Raw genomic sequence first — 23759 nt, 5'->3', positions numbered from 1 at the left:
GGGATCTATACCCCAACCGGGTTTGGCACCTTGTTGGCGGAAAACAAGGAAACCCGCGAGATCAATGGTCGCCAATATGTGTTTGAACTGCCGTTGAAAGCTGATTTTGCGCTGATTAAGGCCGAGAGTGCTGACCGTTGGGGCAACCTGGTGTACAACAAGACCGGGCGTAATTTCGGCCCCATCATGGCGATGGCCGCCACCTGCACCATCGCAGAAGTCAATCAGTTGCTCTCTTTGGGTGAACTGGCCCCGGAAAATGTCATCACTCCTGGGATCTTCGTACAACGTGTGGTTGTCACTCCGGCCACGCCACAGCAACTATCGGCTTAAGGCGGCATTATATGTTAAAACTCACTCATCCACAGTTAGCCCAACGGATTGCTCGTGATATCCCAGAAGGGGCCTACGTGAATCTGGGCATTGGCATCCCCACCCAAATTGCCAACTACCTCCCTGCCGATAAAGAGATCTTCCTGCACAGCGAAAACGGCATCCTCGGCATGGGGCCCGCCCCTTCAGCCGGGGAGGAAGATCCCGAGTTGATCAATGCCGGTAAACAACCGGTTACTCTGCTAGCCGGTGGCTGTTTCTTCCACCATGGTGATTCCTTCGCCATGATGCGCGGCGGCCATTTGGATATCTGCGTATTAGGGGCTTATCAAGTCTCTGAGCGAGGTGACTTGGCCAACTGGAGTACCGGTGCTGCAGGGGCGATCCCAGCGGTAGGCGGGGCGATGGACTTGGCCATCGGAGCACGTCAGGTATTTGTGATGACCGAGCACCTGACTAAAAAAGGCGAATGTAAAATCGTTAAACAGTGCACCTATCCGCTAACGGGGGTTGGCTGCATTGACCGTATCTACAGTGACCTGGCGGTGATTGATGTCACACCACAAGGGCTGGTGGTAAGAGAAATTTTTGGCGGTTTGACCCCACAGCAACTGCAAGATATCACCCCGGTCGAACTGACCTTTGCCCTTCAGCATGGAGAGAAACCACATGCACTCAGCCTATCTGTGTGATGCCGTCCGTACCCCATTCGGCAAGCTGAACGGTAGCTTGGCGACCATTCGTGCCGATGATCTGGCCGCGCTACCGCTGAAGGCACTGATGCAGCGCCACCCAGCGCTAGACTGGAGTGCATTGGATGATGTGCTGTTCGGTTGCGCCAATCAGGCGGGTGAGGATAACCGTAACGTGGCGCGTATGGCTCTGCTGCTGGCGGGGTTGCCCCCTTCGGTTCCCGGTTGTACCTTGAACCGACTCTGTGGTTCCAGCCTGGATGCGGTGGCAATGGCTGCCCGTTCCATCAAGACCGGTGAAAACCACCTGGTGATTGCCGGTGGCGTTGAGAGCATGTCGCGAGCCCCCTTCGTTATGGGCAAAGCGGAGAGTGCCTTCAGCCGCACCATGCAGTTGGAAGATACCACCATGGGTTGGCGTTTTATCAATCCGCAGATGAAAGCCTTGTATGGTGTCGAGTCTATGCCACAAACAGCCGAAAACGTGGCGCTAAAGTTTGGCATCAACCGCCAGGATCAGGATGCTTTTGCGTTGCGCAGTCAACAACGCACCGCTGCTGCACAAGAGAGTGGCTTCTACCATTCACAGTTGATCGAAGTGAATGTGCCGCAGAAGAAAGGGGAGCCATTATGCTTTACACAAGATGAACACCCGAGAGCCACCACCTTGGCGGCATTGGAAAAACTCAAGCCGGTGGTCAATGCGCAAGGGACCATCACTGCAGGTAATGCCTCTGGCCTTAACGATGGGGCCTGTGCTCTACTCTTAGCCAGTGAACAAGGGATCCGGCAGCATGGTCTGCAACCACTGGGGCGCATAGTTGCCAGTGCCGTCACCGGTATCGAACCGACCATCATGGGTTTTGGCCCCGCCCAGGCAGTGCGTAAGGTATTGCATCTCGCTGGCTTGCAGCTGGATCAGATAGATGTCTTCGAACTTAATGAAGCTTTTGCTGCCCAAGCCTTGGCCGTCATGCGTGACCTCGGGTTAGCGGATGATGCTGCCAACGTTAACCCGAACGGCGGCGCAATAGCCCTCGGTCACCCTCTGGGGGCTTCCGGTGGCCGGCTGGTGATGAATGCCGCCCGGCAACTGCAGAAAACCGGCGGGCGCTATGGCCTGTGTGCCATGTGCATCGGTGTCGGCCAAGGGATCGCTTTGATTATCGAGAGGGTATGACATGAATATTGACTATCGTCTGCAGGGCCCACAGGATGCCCCTATGCTGGTGTTTTCCAACTCACTGGGCACCACGCTGGAACTGTGGCAACCCCAAATCGAGCGGTTGGCCAAATCATTCCGCGTTCTGAGTTACAACCAGCGTGGTCATGGTGACACCCCACTCCCTGCTAGCCCATTAACCCTCGATATTCTCGGGCAGGATGTGATTGATCTACTGGATAAGCTGGATGTGGAACGTGCTTATTTCTGCGGGATCTCCATGGGAGGGCTCACCGGCTTGTGGCTAAACCGCTATCACCCGCTACGTTTTAAAAAAATAGTGGTGGCGAATACCGCCGCGCGTATCGGCAGCACGGAAGGCTGGCAACAACGGGCTCAACAAGTCCGTCAGGAAGGTTTGGCACCGATCGCCGCAACCGCGGCCGAACGATGGTTTTCACCAGATTTCCTGCGCCAGCAACCGCAACAGTGTTCTGCCTTGGTGCAAGCCTTGGCGCAAGGGAATGCGGCAGGTTATGCCGCCTGTTGCCAAGCGCTGGCATTAGCCGATCTGCGTGCTGAAGTGCCACAGATGAGCGTACCTATGTTGGTGATTGCCGGGGAGCAGGATCCCGTCACCACCGTAGCCGATGCCAAATGGCTGGTTAGCCACGCCGCCGATGCGCAACTGGCTATTTTGCCGGCGTCGCACATCTCCAACCTGGCTTGTCCGGAACTATTTAATCAGCAGTTGGAAACCTTCTTCGCCTTGGATAACTAAGTTCATTCACCTGGTAGGACAATATGTGTGGGTGATTGATGGCGAGTATCAGTGCAAAAAGCCAGGGGGTGTCACCGCTAATGACACAGCTAGCGACACCCCCTGGTTGGTCTGCTTACAACAACTCTCTGGCGGCGGCCACAATATGCTCCGCCGTCAGCCCATACTCCTGTTGTAGAAATGCCTGTGTTCCCACCTGCCCATAGCGCCCTTTCACCCCTACTCGCCGCATTGGCACTGGGCACTCTTCCACCAAGACTTCGGCGACTGCCGAGCCGAGGCCATTATGGATACTGTGGTTTTCACAAGTGACTACGCGACCCGTTTTCGCGGCATAGGTTTTGATGATGTCACGGTCGATCGGTTTAAGCGTGAACATATCTATCACCGCCGCACTGACACCTTGCCGTTCCAGCATCTGCGCCGCCTGTAATGCCTCAGCCACCATGATGCCATTGGCAATCAAGGTAATATCATTGCCATCACGCAGCAGATTGCCTTTGCCGATGGTGAAGCGAGAGCCCTCCTGGTAGATACGCGTTGCCTGTTTACGGATAGTACGTACCCAATAGAACCCTTTCAGCTCAACCAGTTGCCGTAAAATGTCCTGGAACATGGTGGCATCCGTTACTTCCAGCACCACCGCATGAGCCAGGCCACGCACCGTCCCCATATCCTCAAATGACATATGGGTGCCCCCGTTATGGCAGGCAGCAATCCCCGCATCAGAAGCGATCACCTTGACGTTATTGCGCTGATAATCAAGGGCCATAAACAGCTGGTCGAAACAGCGGCGACTGGCAAAAGCGCTAAAGGTATGGACAAAAGGCACTCGCCCGGTAAGCGACAAACCGGCTGCGACGCCGATCACATTGGCCTCCATAATCCCGCAGTTGATAACATGGTGTGGATAATCGTGATGCACGCTATCCATCGCCATCGAGCTCATCAGATCCGCTTCCAGTGCAATCACCGGCTTGCCCGCGGCCATTTGTTCGCGCATCACCCCCGCATACACTTTGCGCATTTCTATGTTGTCTTTGCCCTGTTGTGGGTCGACATTAAACATAAGCGGCCTCCAGGATGGCTATCGCCTTTTCGATTTCCAACTGAACCTCGGGAGTCAAACGCAAATGGTGTGAGTTTTTCAACTGCTCCAGATAAGCGACACCCTGCCCCTTGATGCTATCGAGGATCACCACCAACGGCCGCTGTTCACCGCTACGTACTGGCATCACCGCATCATAGATCGCCGCAATATCATCCCCGCGAACAGTCTGGACATCAAAACCGAACGCGCTGAATTTGGCAGCCAGATCAAAGGGTTTAATCACTTCCTCCAGTGGACCATCCAGTTGCTGTTTGTTGTAATCGATAAATAGCGTCAGATTATGCAGGTTGTGGTGGGCAATAAATTGAAATGCTTCCCAGCACTGCCCTTCATTCAGCTCACCATCCCCTAGAATAGTGAACACCCGGTTCTCTCGACCCGCCAACTGATGCGACAGTGCCATACCGGCGGCAATAGAAACACCTTGCCCGAGCGACCCGGTGGTGGCATCTACCCCGGGCGTCAATAAGCGATCCGGATGGCTTGGCAAGTGGGTACCGTTGTGATTCAACGTTTTCAGTTGCTCCAGCGGAAAGTAACCCTTAATTGCCAAGATGCTATATAACGTGGGGCCGGCATGACCTTTCGACAAAACGAAGTAGTCACGCCCAGACCAATCCGGATCCGCAGGGTTAATGCGCATCACCGCGCCATACAACACCGCCAGCGTTTCCACTATCGACATACAGCCACCGTAGTGACCAAACCCCAGCCCAGTGAGCATTTTCAAGGTTTCCAGGCGGATCTGCCGAGCTAATCGGTGCAATTCTCCAATGTCTGTCATTGCGTTATTCCTCAAGCGGTCAGCGGTTACTTATCAGCACTCTCGGTATCTGACGCCGCTTTTGGCTTAGCCAGGAAATTGTGGGCGACCAGTACGGCAAAGATGGCCACAATCACCACCATAATCATCTCTTTGCTTAAGAAACGCGCCATATTACCCAGCACGATACCGATGACCCCAAAGTCGGCATCCGAGAAAGTGGTATTGGCGAACCCTAACGCCCCGAGCACCGGCAACAGCAGCACTGGCAGGAAGGTAATCAGCAGACCATTTGCAAAGGCCCCTAACATGGCACCACGGCGTCCGCCAGTCGCATTACCAAATACACCGGCAGTGGCACCGGTAAAGAAGTGCGGCACAACGCCTGGCAGGATCAGTACCATCTTCATTTGCCCAAGCAGGAACAAACCCACCAACCCACCGAGGAAACTGAACAGGAAGCCAATCAGGACCGCATTAGGAGCGTAAGGATAGACCACTGGGCAATCCAGTGCAGGACGGGCATTAGGCACCAGTTTTTCAGAGAAACCGGTAAAGGCCGGAACGATCTCAGCCAGAATCAGCCGCACCCCTTGCAGGATAATAAACACCCCCGCAGCGAAGGTAATTGCCTGAATAATCGAATACACCAGATAGTTCTGCCCGCCGCTCAGTTGCCCTTCTACATAGGCTTGGCCTGCGCTGACCGCCAGGATCATGTAAATAATCATCATGGTCATCGAAATAGAGATCGAGCTATCACGCAGGAAACTGAGGTTCTTCGGCAAATCCATCTCTTCGGTAGAGCGAGAGTGTTTGCCGACCCGTGAACCGATCCAACCAGACAGTACATAGCCCAAGGTGCCAAAGTGACCAAAGGCAATATCGTCATTACCGGTGATGCGCCGCATATAACGTTGGGCAATCGCCGGGAAAAACGCCATAACCAGTCCCAACGTCAACGACCCGGTAAAGACCAGTTGTACCCCTTCAAAACCCGCCACTGTCAGAATAATGCCGATCATGCAGGCCATATAGAATGTGTGGTGACCGGTCAGGAAGATATATTTCAAGCGGGTAAAACGTGCCACCACAATGTTGGCCACCATACCAAACGCCATAATCAGCGCGGTTGAGGCACCATATTTTTCTAATGCTATCGAGACAATGGCTTCATTATTCGGAATAATCCCTTGAATATTGAAGGCATGCTCAAACATATTCCCCAACGGATTCAGTGAACTCACCAATACACCGGCACCACCGCCCAGCACAATAAAACCTAAAATGGTTTTAATCGTCCCTTTTACCACATCGGAGAAGGATTTTTTCTGTGCCAACAGACCGATTAGAGCAATAAGACCCACCAATATTGCTGGCACTTTTAATATATCAACCACAAACTTAAGTGCTTCTTGGATAAACATATCCACCTCGCCTATGGGTTAAGTTAAATAAGAGAATGGGCTTCGAAGTAAGCACGTAACTTGGCTTCAAGCTCATTGATGTCGATAATGTTGCTGATGACCACCAACTGACTCGCTGGTACGCTGGCACTCTCAGCAATATCCTTGGCCATGACAAAAATATCGGCCGCCCCTGGGGTGGCGGAAGAAAGATCGGAGTGCTCAACTTCGGCCTCAAAATTCATCTTTTTCAGCACTTTCTTGATATTCATTTCCACCATAAAGCTGCTGCCCAACCCAGAACCACAAATCGCCATAATTTTCATTTTTTCACCTATTGAATTTGATTGAAATATTGAACACCATTAAAGTTGTATGATGCTAGTTGTAGATCATGCACGTTTAATTATTTAGAATATAAGCCTGCCACATCTAAAATGATTAAGATGTATCTATGACTATTGAACTTAATGACACCATACAGATATTAATAGTTGGTAATAATATCCTCAATTTGCTGTTTGTTTTCCGCCTTAAATAACTTCGCCATGGCTTCATTGTCCGAAAACAATTCCGCCAACGATGAAATTAATTCAATATGACTGCTACTGTCCGGAGCCGAAAGCATAACCACTATAAATACAGGATCGTTATCTTCTGAATGAAAACGGACACCCTGATTAATTTTCAGTAATGAAAGGCCCAGTGCTCTGGCCCCCTCTTCCGGTCTGGCATGAGGCATGGCAATACCTGGTGCCAGTACAAAATAGGGCCCCAGCGTCTGGTACTGATGGAATATGGCTGTCAGGTAGTCATCAGTGATAGTGCCGCGCTGCAACAGCGGTTGCGCACTTAAGGTGACGGCTTCCCGCCAGTCGGCAACCTCATCACATAATTGAATATGGTCGGCATTTAGCCATTGATTAAGCACACTCGCTCCTTGTTATCTATCCTGTAAACTTCTGAGTAGTGAAACCTTAATCAACCGTAGGTTGTTAAACAGTGATGCGCCTCACAAAGATAGCGCTACCAAAACGCTATTATCTCAATTTGTGATAGCGCTATCAAATCTATCGGACGCCGGTTCTCTGCCACAGTTTTCTTATCGTTCCGGCGATGAACCGAGTAGAATGTGTGCCAATGTTGCAACAGTGCACATCAGACTTGTGCCGTCTCAACCCATAAGTTTATTAATGTGCCATACACCGATTTCAGTCAGGATTATGCATGTCGATCGTTAGAAAACGACGTAGTACCGGCCGGGTGACTCTGGCTGACGTAGCACAATTGGCAGGCGTGGGCTCAATGACGGTCTCGCGTGCGTTACGCTCGCCAGAGCAAGTTTCTGATAAATTAAGAGAAAAAATTGAAGCTGCCGTCAATGAGTTAGGCTATTTACCCAATCTGGCGGCCAGTTCATTAGCCTCTGCCTCTTCCTATACCATCGCCATGGTGGTACCGAGTTTCTCCGAATCCGGTTGTGCCGATATGTTTGCTGGCTTGCAGCAAGTGTTACAACCAGCGGGTTACCAGATCATGCTGGCGGAATCCCAACATCACCTGGAGCGTGAAGAAAAAGTATTGGAAACACTGCTCTCTTACAATCTGGCGGCAGCGGTACTATTGAGCGTTGAACATTCGCCCAATACCCGCCAAGCATTGAGAAGCGCCAATATTCCGGTGGTCGAAATCGGTGCCATACGTGCCGACCCCATCGACATGAATATTGGGATAGATTATGTCGCTGCCATGTATCAGTTAACACAAACGGTCATTGCCAGCGGCTATCAAAATATCGGTTTGCTGTGTGCCAATCAGGAACAGTGGATTTTCCAACAGCATTTGCAGGGATGGCATAAGGCATTACTGCGTAACCATATCTCCCCTCATCGGGTAATTAATGCCGCCCAACCTGCCACCTTCCAGACTGGTGCTCAACAATTGCCGGAATTTTTGCTGGCTTGGCCAGAATTGGATGCCTTGGTCTGCGCCGCTGATGAATTGGCTTGCGGGGCGTTATATGAGTGCCAGCGACGTAGAATTAAGGTGCCAGAGCAATTGGCCATTGTCGGTTTTGGTAATCAGGAGTTCAGCCAGGTTTGCCAACCCCCGTTGACCACCATGACCATCCCCCATAAAGAGATTGGTATTCAGGCAGGCAAGGCACTTTTGGCTCGCTTGAATGAAGAAGACTGGCAACCGGAAGGGTCGATTCCTTCGGTGTTATGCCGCCGCAGTAGTTGCTAAATAGTGATACTCAATCTTGCTTCAGTTTACACTTCAGCTCAGTGCTAATGATGCGGAACGCCAATAGCCGGACGGCAAATTGATCGGTGATCAATTTGCCGTTCCGCATATCTTGCTCGTAATTGACCATGTCACTCCCCCACTGCTTGAAGGGTGACGAGGTCACGATTCCACTACATTACCAGCTATAAGAGACCCCAACGCGGTAACGTGTTTGGCGATTATCATTGTAGCTATCTTGCTTGACGTTACCCACTTCGATATAGGGCTTCCAGTTTTTATCCCATTTGTACGCCAATTTTACATTATGCTCGTAATCGTTTTTATCATTATCAAAGATGACTTGGTTACTGCTTTTATAAAGAAAATTATATTCAACCTGCCAATCATTAAGGAAAGTATAACCTATCCAAAAATCACCTTGATTGGTTTTTGCATCATAGTCAGAACCCTTTGATGGGGTACGTTTATATTCATAACGATATCTGGCTGCAACATACAGCTCTTTGGTCAAGTTATACTGTGCACGCAAGTAAGGGCGATAACCATTGCTACTGCTAGTAGAGTCCATAGAGAACCCGGGTTGCAAACTCAAGCTATCGTTTACGTTAAACTGATAACTTACTACCGCTTCAGTACCATTACTCACTGTTTCGTTGAAAGGTTTATTCGGCGTGGTATCTGAGGAATCCTGTTTCCATTTCCCTTCTAAAGAGAAACCAAAACCGTTAGCAAAACGGTGCGAAACTAGCATGCGATCTTTATGATCACCTTTGCCGGTATCCATCCATTCATGTCTTAAGTCGATACTCATTGCCATGGCCTGGACACTCACGACAGAAGCTACCATTAAAGTTAATAACTTTATTTTCATTATTACACATCCTTACCATTAAATTATAAAGTCACGTTCCCTTTCTAAAGAATGGGCACGATAAATACTGAAAATTGTCATCCGCACGGGATGAGGCTTTACCAGTGAATAATTAAATTATTGATAGGTAGCCATCATATATTAGAAAAATTCCGTGATGATGATATTCGCTATCCATTCACTATTAGGCCCATCCATGGGCCTGAGTCTTACATACAGCCCGGTCATTGAGTATTAATACATAACCGTTTGAGATTTAATGTCTGTTATCTCATTGCTCGTTTCAGAATACGATCTCCCTGCCTTTGGAAATCTTCAGCCACTTCTTTTACCGTTTTCTTGCCATAATCGATTGATTGAATGGCATCCTGGAACAACACCACAATTTGTGGGTCATCAAAATACGGTGAAGCGGTAATGCCATGAGGTAAGGAGAGTGCCAAATTCAAACCTGCCACAGATTTATCCTGATCCTGAATCACACCACTGGCACGTAATTGAGTCACCGCCGTTTTGCTCAGTGGGACACCACGTTCCAATCGCAGAGCATCAACACCTTCTTTGCTGTTTAACAGGAAGTTAATCAACATTGCCGCTTCGCGTGGGTGTTTGCTGCTTTTACCAATGGAGAACATCTGAGCGGGTTTAAAGAACAATCCCGCATCCTTGGCATCAGGTAACATCGGATAAGGGCCGAGATCCAGTTTGGCTGGTGGCTTCAGATTGTCGGAATATTTGCTGATGGTGGTGTTCCACATATAGGTCCCCGCCCATTCACCCGCAATCCATGGCTTCATCTCATACATGTTGCTCTTACCGAAAGAAGCATAAAGTTTGGACGAAGGCATGACATGGTTCTCAACCAATGTCTTATACATCTGGAAGAAATCTACCCATTGCTCTTCGGTATAAGCAAACTTTTTGTCCGCCTCATTGATAATATCAACATTATATTTTTGGATCATATAAGAGCGTAACAGCGCAAAGGTATCCTGGTGCTCTAAGACCACTGGGTAATATTTTTCACCCAGTTTTTCATTAAAGGTTCTCCCTGCCGCTAATAGTTCATCCCAATTCTTGGGATACTCCAGCCCAGCACTCTTCCAAGTGACATCATTATAATAGAAGATACGTGCTGTGAGCGATACCGGGATACCATTCAACTTGCCATTGATCGTTGTAGGCTGCAGATTCTTCGGATCGAACTGAGTCAAATCGAGATATTCACTCACCTTGTTCAGATCATAAAATCCATTACCATCCTTTGAAAAGATCGGCAGCCAGTTCCAGTTGGTCTGCATCACATCGGGTTCTGTTCCGCCAGCAATCTGTGTGGTCAAACGAGATAGATGACCATCCCAACCGGTGTATTCTGATTTAACTTTAATATCCGGATTTTGCTTCTGAAACTCTTCGATGGCTTTCAGCGTAACCTGATGACGGCCATTTCCTCCCCACCAGGACATACGCAGTTCAACCGGTTCCGCCGCCACTGATTGATAGGCAAACATCGATAGAGAAGCGGTAATCAGCGCTTTTAATGCTACTTTTTTCATTGGTTAAAACTCCTGTTAAAGAGAGATGTTCTTTTCCGTTTTTGCATCAAATATGTGGCATTTGTTCATATCAAACTTAAAGTAAATAGGGCGATGTAATCCCTTTTCCAAAATGGGTTTCACTTCATCAGATGGAATCCGGCAAGTTAATTCGAAGTCATTAACTTTCAGATAGACAAAGAATTCATGCCCCATATTTTCCACCCGCACCAGTTCACCCTGCGAATGTCCATCGGCAAAAGGCGATTCTGAGATAGTGATAAATTCAGGGCGAACCCCAAAGAACACCTCTTCACCCACAAAGCTGGCAACTTTATCCTGCTGCTGTTGATTTAAAGCCAAGAAATAATCACCAACGGTCAGGCCGATTTTGCCCTCGTTTTCCACCAGCTTACTCGGCCTGATATTCATTTCTGGCGCGCCTATAAATCCGGCGACAAACATATTCTTCGGATAATGATAAAGATTATCTGGCGTATCCACCTGCATGATATGCCCTAGCTTCATCACGCAGATGCGGTCCCCCATGGTCATCGCTTCGGTCTGATCGTGGGTCACATAAACGGTAGTTGCCGGTTTTCCGCTCTTTTTCAGTTGCTTGTGCAAATCGGAAATACGAATACGCATTGATGCCCGCAGTTTGGCATCCAGATTGGAAAGCGGTTCATCAAACAGAAACACATCGGGTTTCTTGACAATGGCCCGGCCAACCGCCACACGCTGCGCCTGCCCACCCGATAACTGACGTGGCAGACGATCAAGCAGTTCATCCAGCTCCAGGATCTTGGCGGCTTCATTGACCTGCTCTTCAATCTGTTGTTTAGGCAGTTTGCTCAGCTTAAGTCCAAACGCCAGATTCTCTTTCACGGTCATATGCGGGTATAGCGCATAGTTTTGAAATACCATGGCAATACCACGGGATTTAGGGGCGAGGTTGTTAACCACACGGTCCCCAATACGCACTTCGCCACCACTGATGGTTTCAAGCCCAGCCAGCATCCGTAATGTCGTCGATTTGGCGCAACCAGAAGGACCGACAATCACCATAAACTCGCCGTCAGCAATAGTCAGGTTAATGCCATGAACGGCTTTATAACCGTTGCTATAAACTTTCTGCAGATTATTAAATACGACTTCAGCCATGATCAATCCTTAATTAACCTTTAATTCCGCTACTGGTAACACCCTGCACAAAATAACGTTGAGCCAGGAAGAATACGATGATAGAAGGCAGAATGGAGATACTTGCCATCGCCAATATTTCATTCCACGGTGCACCTTCGGTGACATCGATAGACATTTTCAACGCCAGTGCAATCGGGTATTTATCCACGCTGTAGACATAAATCAGTGGACCAATGAAATCATTCATTGACCACATAAACTGAAATAGTGCGACAGAAATAATGGCTGGTTTTAGAATCGGTACCACCACATACCACAATACCTGGAAAGAATTGCAACCGTCGATCTGCGCTGCTTCTTCCATATCACGCGGTACCCCACGCAAAAACTGGATCAGCATAAAAACAAAGAATCCCTGGGTGGCAAAAGCCAGTGGTAAATACAGGGGTAAATAACTGTCCAGCATGCCCATTTCACGAAACATAATGTATTGCGGGATCAGCAACACGGTGCTCGGGAGCAACATGGTGGTAATCAACGTTGCAAACCAAAACTTCTTCCATGGGATCTCAAAACGGGCAAAACCATACGCCACAATCGTCGAAGAGATAATGGTCAATAACACCTTAGGGATAACAAATTTAAAGGTATTAAGCATATAGTGACCAAAATTATATTCGGTACCCGTTTTCCAACCGTTAACAAACCCGTCTGAAGTCGGATTATCAGGCCACAACCCCAAGGTAGTAAAAATTTCATGGTTAGGTTTAAACGATGCAGAGAACATCCAAACCAATGGATAAAGCATCAATAACCCGACCCCCAGCAGCACGAGGTAACGCAGCGAGGCACTGATTTTTTCCTTGCGTAAGGTACGCTTTACTTCTCGCTCAGCGATTTGCTGTTCATCAGTCATCGTTAATGTGTTCGGTTGAATATCAGCCATTTTTGCCTCCCTTATCTGCTGAATAAAAGACCCAATATTTCGAAGACTTAAAGGCAATCGAGGCAAACACAGCGACGACCAGGAACAATATCCACGCCAGTGCCGCACCATAGCCCATATCAAAATATTTAAAGGCGGTATCATAGATATAGAGTGAGAACAGATAGGTGTAATGCGTCGGCCCACCGCCGGTAATCACATACGGGGCAGTAAATTCTTGAAACGCCTGCGTGGTTTGCATAATGAAATTAAAGAAGATCACCGGGGTAATCAACGGTACCGTCACCTTCATAAACATTTGCCACTTAGAAGCGCCATCAATCATTGCCGCTTCATATTGCGACTGAGGAACATTCTGCAGCGCCGCCAAAAAAATCACCATCGCGGAGCCAAACTGCCATACCCGCAATAAAGTAACTGACATCAATGCCAACGAAGGTTCACCTAACCAGTTAACCGGATCCAGACCAAAAACACCGATAAAGCTATTTAGTAAACCATCAATGGCAAACAACGCCCGCCATAACACCGCAATGGCGACGCTACTGCCAAGAATAGAAGGGATATAGTAAGCAGTTCGGAAAAAACCGATGCCACGCAATTTAAAATTAAGAGCAAATGCAATGCCGAGTGCAAATGCCAGTTTTAATGGAATAGTCAAAAACACATAGGCAAAGGTGACACCCATGGACTTCCAGAAAAGATGGTCCTCGGTAAACATATAACGGTAGTTTTCTATCCCGTTGAATACGGGCGGACTCATCAAGTCATATTGCGTAAAACTCAATACAAATGATGACACAAAAGGAAATGCGGTAAATATTATCAAGCCTATTATATAGGGTGATATATAGGCCAACCCCAACACTCTGTTTTCATTCATAGGAATAGTCCATTAGATATAAATAAAATTAACCCGGCCATATCCTTTAGCTACCAATAACAGGTAGCATGAGCCCTGCTGTGATTAAGCACAGCATAATGTAATCAATAAAAACTCTTTCCCCTTCAAGAAATAGATATACCAGCGACCCTTCTTAGTTCAGAGATGAACTGCGGTGAGCTTCCGTTTATCTGTTACTCGAACAGGTTTGAGTATAACCTCATAAATTTATTTACTATTCGTCATATCAACACCGTATCTGTACATTCCCTTTCCAGCGGCGGTTGTTTCGCTGCAGGCATTCTGTTGGATAACTTAATTGACAGAGTCGTGAAAAGCCTCTTGATACGGTACACCAGGTCCATGTTAGCTTCTCCCTGTTAAACAAAACGCAAAACCAAACAAACTGAAACGCAATTTCAAATTATTATATCGCAATTTTCTCCCACGTCATGCAGTGAATTGCTAAAGTGTGATCAAGGTAAAACGCTGTTTTGTTTTTTTTCAAACCTACATAAGAAAACAAAAAAAGACAACAAAAAAAACTTAAACTGCTGATTTAAAATAAATTATTTTGATTTAAATGTAACGTGAGCGCTAAGGGTTTGAAATGGACTTGTTAGCTAACTGTGATGGAACCAAAACAGCCTGAGCGGGGGGAGAAGGTAAACAGGATGGTCAAATGATGCCCTATCGGGAACCATAAAGGCGTTAATAGATAGCCCCTCAATTGATAGCGGGGCCGGGAACGATCACGTGGAACATGCCCCACTCGGCAGCAAAGTCGGACTCAGCAAAATAGCTCCATGCAACATCACGCTCTGCAAAGCCACACCAAGAGTCTATCAGGCCTTTTCTTCATCAGAAGAACTGGCGATATCTTCTAGCTGCAATGGCTTGCCATGACTTTGGCTCTGATTACGCGTTAACCACAGTGATAGCGCTTTCAACGAGTCTGGCGTAAATTCATCACAACGTGCGGTGATCTCTTCCGGTGTCAGCCAACTCACTTCGGCAACTTCTTCTTCCTGTAACGCAAAAGGACCATGAGAGACACAACTGAATAAAGTGCCCCAAGTGCGGCATTGCTCAGCTTCAAAGTAAAACTGGCCATGCTCAGCAAACGGCACCCCGGCAATACCCAGTTCTTCAACGGCCTCACGGCGGGCAGAATCCAGGATATTTTCGCCGCTTTGTACCACCCCACCCGCCGTGGCATCCAGCCATCCCGGGTAGAAATCTTTAATGTCAGTGCGGCGTTGCACCAAAACTTTGCCCATCCCATCATGCACCACAATATAAGTCGCACGATGACGTAACCGTTGAGCGCGCATCTGTTGGCGAGTGGACTGAGCAATCACTTCATTTTGCTCATTAACGATATCGACCCACTCGATATCTTTAGCCTGAACCTGTTCCGCCATCCTTTAAAACCTTCTATTTAGGGCACGATGCCAGCCGCGCCTGGGTTGATCCATCAGTGTGTTAATATACTAAGCGTATAAGTTAGTGTGTTAATACTACCTCAGCAACCATCTTGCCACTATGCAGTGCGTTCACGCTCAAAACATTATCTATCAAGGTACCATAACTGGCAGCAAAACTGCCTTTCGGCATACTGAGTGAACCCGGATTAAAACAATAAAACTCCCCTTGCCTTTCTGCCTGTGGCAAATGCGTGTGGCCATACACCAGTACATCACCATTGGCTAGCGGGGGAAGATTGTTGGGATGATAAAGGTGCCCGTGGGTTAAAAACAGTCGTCTTTCGGGCAATAACACCTGCTGAAAATCTGCCATAACAGGAAATGACAACAACATCTGGTCAACTTCACTATCGCAATTGCCACGAACCGCGATGATTTTATGGCAATAGCGATTCAAGCATTCAGCGACCTGTGCAGGTTGGTAATTATCGGGTAAGGGGTTACGCGGACCGTGGTTGAGCACATCTCCCAGCAGCATTAGATAGCTGGCCTGGCTTTGCTCGAACAATTCAAGGATTTTATCAGTGGCGGAGAGTGAACCATGTAGATCAGAGGCGAACATCAGCTTCATACTCTTTCCTTCGCACATGCAGAATATGAAACCATTTTAACGGGATAACCTACAGCATTCAAATGGCCGGGGCTAACTTGATTTAGGGCCAACTTGATTTAGGGCTGGCGACCTAAAGTCACCAGCCACTAAAATACCCAGTCTCGATTTATTGACCGAGGATCTGCTTAACAAACGCTATAATTTCCGGCTTCTTGCCCTGAGAGAACAGGCACTCTTGGAAACGGGCACCACTCACTGCAGTCTTCACCAATTCAGGATCAATAGCGCGCAAGGTATCCAAGTAATTATCTTTGATCACTGCAGCTTTAACCTGATTGAGGATCCCGGCGTTACGCACCTGAGGTTCTTTACGCTCAAGCGGGTAACCTTCACCTTTACGCCCGGTAAACGCCTTCTCAAAGATATAACGGACATTCAATTCAGCACCCCAGCCAAAGCCTTTGGCAAAAGGCAGTGCCAGTGCATTGCCATTGTTGATCTGAGCAAACAAGAACGCATCTGCTGGATCAATACAGTAGCCGCACACGACACCCGGGTGAATGTTTAATGACATTAATGCCCCTTGACCAGTACCACAACCGGTGACCACAAAGTCAACCGCTTCGGCATTCAACAGAATGCTGGCCATAATCCCCAGGTGGATATAGGTCAGGTGGTGATCCTGCTCATCACACATACCAACGTTAAATACCGCATCCTTATTACCTGCTGCAACAGCTTGCAGTTGTGCGAGAACCAGCGCATTTTTAGCCGCTTGGCTGTTTTCCATCATCAGCGCAATATTCATATTTTCCTCTCAATCAGTAAAATCAAACAGTTATTTTTTATGCCAAACTTGACTCAAGCTTAGCGAGCCAACCAGCCGCCATCTACGGCAATGGTATAACCATTAATGTAATCTGAAGCCGATGAAGCCAAGAATACCACTGGGCCCATCAGATCTTGCGGTAATCCCCAGCGACCTGCTGGTATACGCTCAAGAATCGCTTCGCTGCGTGCTTGGTCATCACGTAACTGACGCGTATTGTTGGTCGCCATATAGCCTGGGGCCAATGCGTTAACGTTGATACCATGGCTGGCCCACTCGTTGGCCAACAAACGGGTTACGCCCATCACGGCGCTCTTTGATGCCGTATAAGAAGGCACCCGGATGCCGCCTTGATAAGAGAGCATGGAAGCAATATTGATAATCTTGCCGCCAGTGCCTTGAGCAATAAATTGACGAGCCACAGCCTGAGACATAAAGAAAACAGTTTTGATGTTCAGGTTCATCACATCATCCCAATCTTTCTCAGTGAAGGCGATTGCGTCCTGGCGGCGAATAATCCCGGCGTTATTAACCAGAATATCAACATGGCCAAACTCAGCCACCGCTTTTTCCAGCAACTCAGGTAACACTTCCAGCTTGCTCAGGTCGGCTTTCAAGCTTAAAAAACGGCGCCCCAACTCAGTCACTTTAGTGATGGTTTCTTCGGGTTCGACCACATTGATACCGACGATATCACAGCCAGCTTGCGCCAACCCAATCGCCATGCCCTGACCCAAGCCGGTGTCACAACCGGTCACAATCGCTACTTTACCTTGTAATGAAAAATTGTCGAGAATCATGCTGTTATCCTTATTACTCAGGGCGTTACAGCCCTTATCAAAAGTCAGGATCGTTTTGCAATCCCGTTTATACCCGTTATTTTCAAGTGAACCGGCATGGGTCTATAACTTGGTATAACGCCCTACCCCAGTTACCGATCACTTGGATGCACATGGTTTTCTGTCTGCAACTTGCAGTTACACAAGGAAAAACAATGTCTCCTTGCTGTCATCAGGATATGCCAAGTCTAGCGCGTATCTTTATTGCAATCAAGAATAAATGAAACGTTGTTTTATTTTAAATAAAATTGATTTTCTTGCTTAATATTGATGACAAATATAGTGCGGTTTATGCCAATAGGCAGTAAACAACGCTGCCAACCGATGATAAAAACTCAACATTGCCAAATGAAGAAATAGCACCCGTTTGGTTTTCACTATTTCCTAATATTTTCAGCCTGTTATCGGGACCCCTTAATGTCGTGAGAGGCCCCGGTTTAGATTAATCAGACCGTTGAGGATGATTGACTTAACGTCGTGGGAACCTCAGGAGTGATTTTCATCTTCTGGCAGATTTTGCTGTTACCCCAGCATTGCTCATAAGGTAACCCCACCAATTTCTCGATCACCAAACGCACCTCGGGTTGAATATCGCTGATCTTGCCGCCCGCCTTGATTCGAGCAACTTCATATAACACCACTTGGTGGGTTTGGCGGTTAAGCGCCATCTGGCTACTGAAAACCATCGCCATCAGTGCCAATACAATCACACCGGCAAAGAATACCCAGGAAATAGCAGCAATCGCGGTTTCGGGTTGAGTATGGGATTTCGATTGAAAACCGTAGTAGCTAAGGATAGCCCCCATGGTGAAGACAATAATGGAACGCATGATTTTGCCGGAGAAGGTCATGGCACCAGCATAGATCCCTTCACGACGACGACCAGTAAAGACCTCATCCACATCTGCCAGAAAGGTGTACACCGTCCAGGGAATGTAATAAACCCCCCCAGTACCCAGGCCAAATACCACCGTAATACCGATAATTGCGATGGTTGCGATATAAACTGGCAGATGGAAGAAATGCAGCAATGAGTAACAACAAACGGCAAAGATAACGATACCCAGTGCCCATATGTAAGGTTTGCTGAAACCCTTTTTCACACAAATGCCAATGAAAACAGCGGTCGAAACCAATTGCAGTATGGCATTCAGGCTATTCAAACCCGCCAGCATGGCTGGATCATACTGTAAGACAAAGATCACGAAATAAGTAAATATCGACGCAAACAACCACTCAGCACCAAAGCCACACAAATACATTCCCAGATGTTTGCGGAACACACGCAGGTAGAAAGTGGATTGCATATCACGCGCCAGATTGACCAGTGTTTCTAGCAGTGACTTTTTCTTCTGCTGTATCGAGGCCACGATTTCAGTTTTGCGCTCCCACGAGAACAGATAAAGCGTCCCGATAGCAAAAAACAGGATCACACCATAAGTAATACCGGTATAGAGGAACGGTGTGGCCGACTCTTTACCGTAGATCAAAATAAATTGCCCAGGAATAAATGCCGCCAGGAAGTTGGCCATCTTGCCAAAAATCGCCTTATAACCTGTCAGTTTGGAACGCACGGCAAAGTCATCGGTCATTTCGGTGGCCAAGGTCTCGTAAGGCACCATCACTGAGGTATAAATCAGTTCGAAAATCACATAGGTGGAGAGGTAGTACCAAAAACCAAAGCCCTCTATCCACAGCAGCGGATAAAACAGCATCAATGGCGCACCAATCAGCACAAAGAAACGCCGCCGTCCAAAACGCCTTCCAAGCCAGGTCTGACCAAAATTATCCGTCAGATAGCCCATCACCGGGTTACTGATAGCATCAATAACACTGGCAACAGAGAAGATGAATGACGCTTCCAACAGCGTCAAACCACAGAAAGTAGTATAAAAATAGAGCAACCAGGCGCCACTGATTGCCAACGCGCCACTGCCTAGCAGGTTCCCCCCACCATAAGCCAATTGATGCCCAAATGTGACGCTATGCTCCTTTCCCGAGGGAATGCGACTACTTGTTTTCATCTACTCTTCTCTTAAACAAAAATAAACCACTGTTTCATTTTTAAAGGAACGCAGTTTATACATTTTGGCAGGTGAGATTGATATGATATAAATCACAAAAATATCAGTTATCGATTTGTCACTCAGCACCTATACGGGTGGATTTGGCGACAAGGCCCTAGTGTGATTGAACGGTATGTCATGACGGTTCGCTAGGCTTGGTGAAGTGCAGTCATCCCGCACTGAGGCGGCACAGCACTAAACGATTTATGCGATACCTCTCGCATAAATTGCTCGACTTGATTGGCCTTGGGTGTAAATTTGATTTCCTTTTTCTTATTTTATGAAATAATGTTTTAATAATTAAGTTACTGTTCATATCGCCATGCTATTTCGAGTTGTTGGCTGGCGGCAGCAAGACAAAGCTTACACATAGGCCAAATCACGCAGCCCCATGACAACAGCTTGAACCGCGCAGGTATTCACTGAACAGTTTATCGCTAAGATTAAGGGAGGCCATTGTGGCTAAAGGTTCAGTTCTCAATTTCAATTTCCATCATTCAACTGATGCCGGTACCGGCGCGCAGATTACCCGTTTGACTCCACCCGATGTGTTGTGCCACCGCAATTATTTCTACCAAAAATGCTTTACCAATGACGGTAGCAAGCTGCTATTTGCCGGTGAGTTTGACGGTAATCGCAACTATTACCTGCTGGATCTGCAAAAGCAGCAAGCGGTTCAACTGACCGAAGGGGCTGGCGATAATACCTTTGGTGGTTTTTTATCACCTGATGACCGTTTTCTCTTTTACGTAAAAAATGAACGCCAGCTGCGCCGGGTCGAGTTGACTACCGGCGATGAGCAGACCATCTATCAAGTGCCTGAAGAGTGGGTCGGCTACGGTACCTGGGTGGCGAACAGCGATTGTACCAGCCTGGTGGGGATTGAAATTTCACGCAAAGATTGGCAACCCCTGACCGATTGGAAAATTTTCCACAGTTTCTTTACCAAAAAACCACACTGCCGCCTGCTACGCGTCGATCTCAACAGTGGTGAGTCTCGAGTCATCTATCAAGATAACCTCTGGCTGGGCCATCCTATCTATCGCCCTTATCACAATAATTGTGTCGCTTTCTGCCATGAAGGGCCACACGATCTGGTTGATGCGCGTATGTGGTTGATTAATGAAGATGGCAGTAATATGCGCAAGGTGAAGAACCATGCTGAAGGGGAGAGTTGCACTCATGAATTCTGGGTACCCGATGGCTCAGCGCTGATGTACGTCTCCTATTTAAAAGGCCAGCAAGAGCGCAATATCTGCCGTTATGATCCTGAAAGCGGTAAAGATGAAATTGTGATGACCATGCCTGCTTGTTCACACCTGATGAGCAACTACGACGGTAGCCTGTTGGTCGGGGACGGTTCCGACTCACCGGTCGATATCAAAGATGCGCAGGGTTATACCATTGAAAACGATCCTTGGCTTTATGTGTTCGATGCCAAGCAGAAACGTCAGGCTCGTCTGGCTGCCCATAACAGCTCATGGCGTGTGCTCAACGGTGACCGCCAAGTAACCCACCCGCATCCTTCCTTTACCCCGGACAATCGGCAGGTGCTATTCACTTCAGATTTTGAAGGTCAACCTGCCCTCTATCTGGCGCAACTACCTGAAAATCTGTTTGCCTGATCTGTCGCATGTAATGAGGAAAAGTTATGTTTATCTATAAAAATGAGTGTCCACTGGAAGATTTAGGCAATGGCGTTACGCGGCGTATCCTCGCCCATGGTGGCACCATGATGGCGGTGGAGGTCAACTTCAGCCAGGGCGCGATAGGTCCATTGCACAGTCATCCCCACGAGCAGTTGACCTATGTGCTTTCCGGGCGTTTCAGCTTTACCATTGATGGCGAGACCCAAGAAGTGGGCGCTGGTGACACCCTGTATAAAAAGCCTGATGTGATACATGGCTGTGTCTGTCTGGAGGCGGGAACGCTGCTGGATACCTTTACCCCTCAGCGTGAAGACTTTTTGAAATAACCTGATAACTGCGGGCCCTCAGACATAGGCATTCCCTGTGAATGGAGTCCCGCAGTTTGATCAGCGGTGGTTCGCGTCTCTCGTTATTTGAGCAATTTGTTTAGACTGTCGCCGTTCCCCACATCTAAATTGAAGTTACACTTACTATTTTAAATTGCACAAACTTTCTGATTTAGCATACTTGGCAGCCATTCCGAGCATGGAACTATTAGGTACACCTTTGCATCGAAGATAACCCTGTTCAGTTAGCTTTTCTGTATAGTAATATTTGAATCCGAAATTTATCAATATACCTACGAGCAATAACAGGTAAATCAATTTAGAACAAATCGCTTGTAGTGTATCTGATGCTCTACGAGCTTTTAATATAGGTTGTATGGAAATAATAATAAAAACAATAAAAAATAATGGGGCAATGACTCCAGCAGAAATGCTGACCGAAGAAAAAACTAAAACGTCAGGATTTCCAGACCAAGTATTTAAATTATAAAAAAATATATATACTAAAAAAGCACATAATGGCGCAAGGATAAATGCTATGAAAAAAAATGCGAAAAAACGCATCTTAAATGTTATTTTTTCCATCAAAAACGTCCTCTAAACAACTCAGATATTGCATTCCTAATGTACTTCTTAACTTCGTATTGAGCGAACTCCACGCCTTTATTAAGCATTTTATCCATCTCAAGGGCAACTATATCAATAAACCCTTGTTTTAAATCATTTGTTTTTTCTACAATATCCTGCTGTGACTTCTCTATTAGTTCAACAAGTTTGTTTGTTATTCCAAACTTTTCATCAAGTTCATTCAAACCTACCACAGCAAGAAAACCAACAGTCACTGCTACAACAACTGGTGTTACTGCTGATGCAAAGAATACAGTAGCGATAGTGCCGCCAATCCATCCAGCCCCTGAAGATATGCCTATTTTTACCACATCAGTAGCTAAACTACCGATGAACTTAGTGAGAGATGTTTCATCATTAAGAATAAAATCAAGTGTTCTAAATGCCGCAGCAACATAAAACGTTAATCTTGCACCTTCTATGATGAAATTTGACAATCCATATTTACCAATACCTAAATCGACAATCTTGGGGTTTTTGGCAGCAAATACAGGTGCATTCAGTACTTTCCTGATCCCTGGATAGCCAGTTAGTTTAATTAGTTCAGTACCATTTCTATTGATATATATTGTAGCTTTGATACCAAACCCGCCTAAGTCAACGATTAACTTCGACGTAGTTACTACATCTTTAATATTAGTCCCATAGTTTACGGCTATCGTACCCGGTTTACTTTGAGTGATCTCTGTCCACCCTTTTGTATATGTTCCCCAATCAGCAAGAACTTCATACGCTTCTTCCATCGTCAATAACATTACATCGTGATTGTTTGCACGTAGTAGATCTCGCACTCTCTGGTCTGGCAGATCATGTGTATTACGTAGTACAGGGTAATCCGGTATAAATCCTGAATCCTGCTTTTCACCAGTGAGATATGAGGAAGGTTTCTTTGTTGTCTGTGTGTATTGTACCGGTTCCTCTACTTTAGCTGCTGGGGTAGCTTGGACTTTACCTCCCTGATATGGACCATGTACTGCCCACGTATGGGTAGGGATAAAAAAAGCATTACATGGGCAAGTTGAACGGCTATATAACGTACTGGCAGCAAGACAACCGTGGATAACTTCGCCGGGATGCCCTCCACCGATACTATAAGTTCCCGGATTTTTCCCACAAGATACTTTGTTACCGTTGACGGCTTGTTGGTTCAGATTGGGGCCGAATTTACCTCCTTTTGGGCTCAGAGATCCCCTCATTTTTAGAGACTCAAATAATGCCAAGTGTGCGGGTATATAACCGATGCTGCCTCAGGTAATAAGTAAACTTCTCCATCAACAATATCGCGTAGGCTTCTTTCATTTTAGGCAGTAATTGATAGTAGATAACACCTTGTCGGAAAAATGAATATGTTCGGCTTTTGCTGGTATTGACCTTGATCGTTCGCTCCAGACCCGCGCTGTCTCCTGCCTTGCCCAGCAGCGTCAACAGGACTATCGCCAGCGCACTGAACAGAAATAATCGATCGCGTCTTGCCGGATTTTTGATCCGAACCTGACCCATTCCC

At 47.2% G+C, this 23759-nt stretch carries 24 protein-coding genes and 1 pseudogene; 7 read left to right on the top strand and 18 right to left on the bottom strand.

What is annotated here, in order from left to right:
• The 4 genes from IO95_RS15300 to pcaD all read left to right on the top strand — a co-directional run.
• A partial coding sequence (locus IO95_RS15300) for a 3-oxoacid CoA-transferase subunit A (RefSeq protein ID WP_037386013.1) occupies positions 1-333 on the top strand: 333 nt, incomplete at its 5' end.
• Positions 334-344: 11 nt separating this feature from the next.
• A complete protein-coding gene (locus IO95_RS15295) occupies positions 345-1025 on the top strand; it encodes a 3-oxoacid CoA-transferase subunit B (protein WP_023491540.1) in 681 nt (226 codons plus the stop codon).
• On the top strand, positions 1003-2205 hold the full coding sequence (gene pcaF, locus IO95_RS15290) for a 3-oxoadipyl-CoA thiolase (RefSeq protein ID WP_023491539.1): 1203 nt from the start codon (positions 1003-1005) through the stop codon (positions 2203-2205). The genes IO95_RS15295 and pcaF overlap by 23 nt, the downstream gene beginning before the upstream one ends.
• Position 2206: 1 nt before the next feature.
• Positions 2207-2968 (top strand): 3-oxoadipate enol-lactonase, encoded by a 762-nt coding sequence (gene pcaD, locus IO95_RS15285; protein ID WP_023491538.1) that lies wholly within the window; start codon positions 2207-2209, stop codon positions 2966-2968.
• A gap of 115 nt (positions 2969-3083) precedes the next feature.
• On the opposite strand, the gene IO95_RS15280 is transcribed toward pcaD, so the two are convergent.
• The 5 genes from IO95_RS15280 to IO95_RS15260 form a co-directional block, all read right to left on the bottom strand.
• Complete coding sequence (locus IO95_RS15280; RefSeq protein ID WP_023491537.1) at positions 3084-4037, bottom strand: transketolase family protein; 954 nt, start codon at positions 4035-4037, stop codon at positions 3084-3086.
• Positions 4030-4863 (bottom strand): transketolase, encoded by an 834-nt coding sequence (locus IO95_RS15275; protein ID WP_023491536.1) that lies wholly within the window; start codon positions 4861-4863, stop codon positions 4030-4032. The genes IO95_RS15280 and IO95_RS15275 overlap by 8 nt, the downstream gene beginning before the upstream one ends.
• A 26-nt stretch (positions 4864-4889) precedes the next feature.
• Complete coding sequence (locus IO95_RS15270) at positions 4890-6269, bottom strand: PTS ascorbate transporter subunit IIC (protein WP_023491535.1); 1380 nt, start codon at positions 6267-6269, stop codon at positions 4890-4892.
• 23 nt (positions 6270-6292) lie between these two features.
• On the bottom strand, positions 6293-6574 hold the full coding sequence (locus tag IO95_RS15265; RefSeq protein WP_023491534.1) for a PTS sugar transporter subunit IIB: 282 nt from the start codon (positions 6572-6574) through the stop codon (positions 6293-6295).
• A 161-nt stretch (positions 6575-6735) separates the two neighbouring features.
• Positions 6736-7179, bottom strand: a complete 444-nt coding sequence (locus IO95_RS15260; protein WP_023491533.1) for a PTS sugar transporter subunit IIA — start codon at positions 7177-7179, stop codon at positions 6736-6738.
• A gap of 296 nt (positions 7180-7475) precedes the next feature.
• Between IO95_RS15260 and IO95_RS15255 the strand changes: the two genes are divergently transcribed.
• Positions 7476-8495: a LacI family DNA-binding transcriptional regulator gene (locus IO95_RS15255; RefSeq protein ID WP_023491532.1), complete on the top strand. Its 1020-nt coding sequence runs from the start codon at positions 7476-7478 to the stop codon at positions 8493-8495.
• A gap of 178 nt (positions 8496-8673) precedes the next feature.
• Here the strand turns inward: IO95_RS15255 and IO95_RS15250 are convergent, their stop codons facing one another.
• The 10 genes from IO95_RS15250 to IO95_RS15205 all read right to left on the bottom strand — a co-directional run bounded on the left by IO95_RS15250 (position 8674) and on the right by IO95_RS15205 (position 19611).
• Positions 8674-9369, bottom strand: coding sequence for an oligogalacturonate-specific porin KdgM family protein (locus IO95_RS15250; RefSeq protein WP_037386009.1), 696 nt, complete (start codon positions 9367-9369; stop codon positions 8674-8676).
• A 266-nt stretch (positions 9370-9635) separates the two neighbouring features.
• Positions 9636-10925, bottom strand: a complete 1290-nt coding sequence (locus tag IO95_RS15245) for an ABC transporter substrate-binding protein (RefSeq protein WP_023492533.1) — start codon at positions 10923-10925, stop codon at positions 9636-9638.
• Positions 10926-10940: 15 nt separating this feature from the next.
• Positions 10941-12068: an ABC transporter ATP-binding protein gene (locus tag IO95_RS15240; RefSeq protein ID WP_023492534.1), complete on the bottom strand. Its 1128-nt coding sequence runs from the start codon at positions 12066-12068 to the stop codon at positions 10941-10943.
• 13 nt (positions 12069-12081) lie between these two features.
• Complete coding sequence (locus IO95_RS15235; protein WP_152554950.1) at positions 12082-12966, bottom strand: carbohydrate ABC transporter permease; 885 nt, start codon at positions 12964-12966, stop codon at positions 12082-12084.
• 22 nt (positions 12967-12988) lie between these two features.
• A complete protein-coding gene (locus IO95_RS15230) occupies positions 12989-13879 on the bottom strand; it encodes a carbohydrate ABC transporter permease (RefSeq protein ID WP_023492536.1) in 891 nt (296 codons plus the stop codon).
• Between the two features lie 845 nt (positions 13880-14724).
• The gene (gene yfcD / locus IO95_RS15225) at positions 14725-15303 is read right to left on the bottom strand and encodes an NUDIX hydrolase YfcD (RefSeq protein WP_023492537.1); all 579 of its coding nucleotides are present in this window, start codon (positions 15301-15303) and stop codon (positions 14725-14727) included.
• Positions 15304-15385: 82 nt separating this feature from the next.
• Positions 15386-15937, bottom strand: coding sequence for a phosphodiesterase (gene yfcE, locus IO95_RS15220; protein ID WP_023492538.1), 552 nt, complete (start codon positions 15935-15937; stop codon positions 15386-15388).
• Between the two features lie 148 nt (positions 15938-16085).
• Entirely contained in the window at positions 16086-16727 is a 642-nt protein-coding gene (locus IO95_RS15215) for an RpiB/LacA/LacB family sugar-phosphate isomerase (RefSeq protein WP_023492539.1), read from the bottom strand.
• A 59-nt stretch (positions 16728-16786) separates the two neighbouring features.
• Positions 16787-17548, bottom strand: coding sequence for a 2-dehydro-3-deoxy-D-gluconate 5-dehydrogenase KduD (gene kduD / locus IO95_RS15210; protein ID WP_023492540.1), 762 nt, complete (start codon positions 17546-17548; stop codon positions 16787-16789).
• Positions 17549-18033: 485 nt separating this feature from the next.
• Positions 18034-19611: an MFS transporter gene (locus IO95_RS15205; RefSeq protein WP_023492541.1), complete on the bottom strand. Its 1578-nt coding sequence runs from the start codon at positions 19609-19611 to the stop codon at positions 18034-18036.
• Between the two features lie 500 nt (positions 19612-20111).
• Here IO95_RS15205 and IO95_RS15200 point away from each other — a divergent pair, with 500 nt between their 5' ends.
• Together IO95_RS15200 and IO95_RS15195 are read left to right on the top strand one after the other, a co-directional pair.
• Positions 20112-21278 (top strand): oligogalacturonate lyase family protein, encoded by a 1167-nt coding sequence (locus IO95_RS15200; RefSeq protein WP_023492542.1) that lies wholly within the window; start codon positions 20112-20114, stop codon positions 21276-21278.
• A 26-nt stretch (positions 21279-21304) separates the two neighbouring features.
• Entirely contained in the window at positions 21305-21628 is a 324-nt protein-coding gene (locus IO95_RS15195; protein WP_037386004.1) for a cupin domain-containing protein, read from the top strand.
• Between the two features lie 144 nt (positions 21629-21772).
• Here the strand turns inward: IO95_RS15195 and IO95_RS23600 are convergent, their stop codons facing one another.
• The 3 genes and pseudogenes from IO95_RS23600 to IO95_RS15180 form a co-directional block, all read right to left on the bottom strand.
• A complete protein-coding gene (locus tag IO95_RS23600) occupies positions 21773-22213 on the bottom strand; it encodes a DUF1240 domain-containing protein (RefSeq protein ID WP_023492891.1) in 441 nt (146 codons plus the stop codon).
• Complete coding sequence (locus IO95_RS15185; RefSeq protein ID WP_235186780.1) at positions 22213-23451, bottom strand: PAAR domain-containing protein; 1239 nt, start codon at positions 23449-23451, stop codon at positions 22213-22215. Before IO95_RS15185 ends, IO95_RS23600 begins: the two co-directional genes overlap by 1 nt.
• A 10-nt stretch (positions 23452-23461) precedes the next feature.
• A pseudogene (locus IO95_RS15180) lies at positions 23462-23759 on the bottom strand (IS4 family transposase); the annotation flags it as partial.

Source organism: Serratia sp. DD3 (assembly GCF_000496755.2).
Note: the sequence above shows the minus strand (reverse complement) of the source record. Positions and strands in the feature narration are given on the sequence as shown.

Coding starts and splice junctions, on each gene's coding strand:
- IO95_RS15295 (WP_023491540.1), top strand. CDS start 345: ATGTTAAAACTCACTCATCCACAGTTAGCCCAACGGATTGCTCGTGAT.
- pcaF (WP_023491539.1), top strand. CDS start 1,003: ATGCACTCAGCCTATCTGTGTGATGCCGTCCGTACCCCATTCGGCAAG.
- pcaD (WP_023491538.1), top strand. CDS start 2,207: ATGAATATTGACTATCGTCTGCAGGGCCCACAGGATGCCCCTATGCTG.
- IO95_RS15280 (WP_023491537.1), bottom strand. CDS start 4,037: ATGTTTAATGTCGACCCACAACAGGGCAAAGACAACATAGAAATGCGC.
- IO95_RS15275 (WP_023491536.1), bottom strand. CDS start 4,863: ATGACAGACATTGGAGAATTGCACCGATTAGCTCGGCAGATCCGCCTG.
- IO95_RS15270 (WP_023491535.1), bottom strand. CDS start 6,269: ATGTTTATCCAAGAAGCACTTAAGTTTGTGGTTGATATATTAAAAGTG.
- IO95_RS15265 (WP_023491534.1), bottom strand. CDS start 6,574: ATGAAAATTATGGCGATTTGTGGTTCTGGGTTGGGCAGCAGCTTTATG.
- IO95_RS15255 (WP_023491532.1), top strand. CDS start 7,476: ATGTCGATCGTTAGAAAACGACGTAGTACCGGCCGGGTGACTCTGGCT.
- IO95_RS15250 (WP_037386009.1), bottom strand. CDS start 9,369: ATGAAAATAAAGTTATTAACTTTAATGGTAGCTTCTGTCGTGAGTGTC.
- IO95_RS15245 (WP_023492533.1), bottom strand. CDS start 10,925: ATGAAAAAAGTAGCATTAAAAGCGCTGATTACCGCTTCTCTATCGATG.
- IO95_RS15240 (WP_023492534.1), bottom strand. CDS start 12,068: ATGGCTGAAGTCGTATTTAATAATCTGCAGAAAGTTTATAGCAACGGT.
- IO95_RS15235 (WP_152554950.1), bottom strand. CDS start 12,966: ATGACTGATGAACAGCAAATCGCTGAGCGAGAAGTAAAGCGTACCTTA.
- IO95_RS15230 (WP_023492536.1), bottom strand. CDS start 13,879: ATGAATGAAAACAGAGTGTTGGGGTTGGCCTATATATCACCCTATATA.
- yfcD (WP_023492537.1), bottom strand. CDS start 15,303: ATGGCGGAACAGGTTCAGGCTAAAGATATCGAGTGGGTCGATATCGTT.
- yfcE (WP_023492538.1), bottom strand. CDS start 15,937: ATGAAGCTGATGTTCGCCTCTGATCTACATGGTTCACTCTCCGCCACT.
- IO95_RS15215 (WP_023492539.1), bottom strand. CDS start 16,727: ATGAATATTGCGCTGATGATGGAAAACAGCCAAGCGGCTAAAAATGCG.
- kduD (WP_023492540.1), bottom strand. CDS start 17,548: ATGATTCTCGACAATTTTTCATTACAAGGTAAAGTAGCGATTGTGACC.
- IO95_RS15205 (WP_023492541.1), bottom strand. CDS start 19,611: ATGAAAACAAGTAGTCGCATTCCCTCGGGAAAGGAGCATAGCGTCACA.
- IO95_RS15195 (WP_037386004.1), top strand. CDS start 21,305: ATGTTTATCTATAAAAATGAGTGTCCACTGGAAGATTTAGGCAATGGC.
- IO95_RS23600 (WP_023492891.1), bottom strand. CDS start 22,213: ATGGAAAAAATAACATTTAAGATGCGTTTTTTCGCATTTTTTTTCATA.
- IO95_RS15185 (WP_235186780.1), bottom strand. CDS start 23,451: ATGAGGGGATCTCTGAGCCCAAAAGGAGGTAAATTCGGCCCCAATCTG.